This is a genomic window from Blastococcus saxobsidens, assembly GCF_002938435.1.
In the GTDB taxonomy this organism is placed as follows: domain Bacteria; phylum Actinomycetota; class Actinomycetes; order Mycobacteriales; family Geodermatophilaceae; genus Blastococcus; species Blastococcus saxobsidens.
Window position 1 is genome coordinate 1 of the sequence record NZ_POQT01000076.1, and the last position, 2,453, is coordinate 2,453.

The window sequence follows — 2,453 nt, forward strand, 5'->3', positions numbered from 1 at the left end:
CACGCGTTCTTCGGCGTGGCGATCATGATGTCCGGCTCGCTCGTCGTCGACAGCTTCGCCGAGCCGCCGGCCGGGCAGGGCTCCGGCAACGGCGCGACGCCGGGATCGCAGCAGGCGTGATCCGGCGGCGCCGGCGGGAGGAGACGCTCCCGGACGCTCCCGCGCACCCCGGGCTGCTCCTGCACCCGGCGACGCCCGGCTCGGGGGTGGCCGGCGGGGGCGGCGACGGCGACGGCGCACCGCCACGCTTCACCGACGGGCCGGCCGACGTGCTGCTGCGCCGGCTGGAGCTGACCGTCCGACGGCGGCTGGACGGCCTGCTGCAGGGCGACCACCTGGGCCTGGTCCCCGGCTCGGGCAGCGAGGCGGGGGACTCCCGCACGTACCACCCGGGCGACGACGTCCGGCGGATGGACTGGCCGGTCACCGCCCGCACCCAGGTGCCGCACGTGCGGGAGACCATCGCCGACCGGGAGCTGGAGACCTGGGCCGTGGTCGACCTGTCGGCGAGCCTGGACTTCGGCACCGCGAACTGCCAGAAGCGCGACCTGGCGATCGCCGGGCTGGCCGCCGTCGGGCACCTCACCGTGCACGGCGGCAACCGGCTCGGTGCCGTCGTCACCACGGGGGAGCGGGTCGACCGCTACCCGGCTCGGCCGGGCCGGCTGAACGCCGAGCGGCTGCTGCGCTCGGTCGTGGCCACGCCGCGGGCGGCCAGCGGCCGCCGGGGTGACCTGGCGCAGGCGCTGGAGGCGCTGCGCCGTCCGCCCCGCCGGCGCGGGCTGGTCGTCGTCATCTCCGACTTCCTGGGCGACAGCGACTGGGAGCGCCCGCTGCGCGGCCTCGGCGCCCGGCACGACCTGCTCGCCGTCGAGGTGGTCGACCCCCGGGAGCTGGAGCTGCCCGACGTCGGGCTGCTGACCGTGGTCGACCCGGAGAGCGGGCAGACCCTCGAGGTGCCGACCGGCAACGCGGAGTTCCGCGCCCGGTACGCCGCGGGGGCCGCCGCCCAGCGGGAACGCGTGGCCGCCGCACTCCGCCGGGCCGGTGCCGGCCACCTGCAGCTGCGCACCGACCGCGACTGGCTCATGGACGTCGTCCGATTCGTCGCAGAACGCCGGCGTGCCGGTAACGGAGGGGCTTCCCGATGACCTTCCAGTCGCCGTGGTGGCTGCTGGCCCTGCTGGTGGTGGCCGCGCTGGTCGCGGTCTACGTGGTTCTGCAGCTGCGCCGTACGGCGTACGCCGCACGGTTCACCAACGTCGCGCTGCTCGGCTCGCTGGTGCCCAAGCGGCCCGGCTGGAAGCGGCACCTGGCCTTCGGCGTGGTGGCGCTCGGGCTGGCCACGCTGGTCGTGTCGCTCGCCGTGCCGAGCACCGAGGTGCGGGTGCCGCGGGAGAAGGCGACCGTGGTGATGGCCGTCGACGTGTCGCTGTCCATGGAGGCCCGCGACGTGGAGCCCACCCGGTTCCAGGTCATGAAGCGCTCGGCCACGGACTTCGTCGACATCCTCCCCGAGCGGATCAACCTGGGGCTGGTGTCCTTCGCCGGCACGGCCACCACGGTGGTGCCGCCGACGACCGACCGCGCGCAGGTGGCCCTGGCGATCCAGAACCTGGATCTGGCCGAGGCGACGGCGATCGGCGAGGCGGTGTTCACCTCGCTGTCGGCGATCGAGAACTTCCAGGCCGCGCTGGAGGGCAGCGGCGAGGAGCTGCCGCCGGCCCGCATCGTGCTGCTGTCCGACGGGTCGAACACGGTCGGCCGCGACCTGACCCAGGCCATCGACGCGGCCCGCACGGCAGGGGTCCCGGTGTCCACGATCGCGTTCGGCACCGACTACGGCACGCTGGACATCGACGGCGAGAACGTGCCGGTGCCGGTGGACCGGGCGGCGCTGGAGCAGATCGCCGACGAGACCGGCGGCAGCTTCAGCGAGGCGGCCAGCGCGGCCGAGCTCGAGCAGGTCTACGCCGACCTCGGCAGCCAGATCGGGTACACGACCGAGCCGCAGGACATCAGCCCGTGGTTCGTGCGCGCCGGCGTCGTCGTGGTGCTGATCGGCGCCGTGCTGAGCCTGCTCTGGACCAACCGCTTGGTCTGAGTCCCGGCCGCGCTGCGGGCCGTCGGCGCTCAAGTCGTCGGCCCGCCGGGTCGATGCATGTCGAAGAGATCTCCGGACGACGAGAGGGCTGACGAGTGCGCCACGCCGTGAGCACGGACCGCAGGGCTGCCGGTCGACTGGTGGTGCTGGCCGTCGCGGTCGCCATCGGGCTGGGGTCGGCGCCGACACCGGCCGCCGCGGCGCCCGCCGACGACGAGGCGCGCGCCGCCGCCCAGGTCACCGACCTCCTGACGCAGGCCGGCGCTGCTCAGGCCGCGCTGGACGCGGCGCAGGCCGCCGCCGCGGCGGCCGTGGGCCGGTACGAGGGGGAGCGGGCGTCGGTCGAGGC

Annotated in this window: 3 protein-coding genes; all 3 read left to right on the plus strand. The window is 75.4% G+C overall.

All coding sequences use genetic code 11. The features are described 5' to 3' along the window. The first annotated feature begins 116 nt into the window (after positions 1-116). Positions 117-1,151 (plus strand): DUF58 domain-containing protein, encoded by a 1,035-nt coding sequence (locus tag C5507_RS21930; protein WP_104530595.1) that lies wholly within the window; start codon positions 117-119, stop codon positions 1,149-1,151. After that, positions 1,148-2,104: a VWA domain-containing protein gene (locus C5507_RS21935; protein WP_104530596.1), complete on the plus strand. Its 957-nt coding sequence runs from the start codon at positions 1,148-1,150 to the stop codon at positions 2,102-2,104. Before C5507_RS21930 ends, C5507_RS21935 begins: the two co-directional genes overlap by 4 nt. A 107-nt stretch (positions 2,105-2,211) precedes the next feature. Continuing rightward, positions 2,212-2,453 (plus strand): hypothetical protein (locus C5507_RS21940; protein WP_211295545.1); only part of this gene is annotated, 242 nt, incomplete at its 3' end.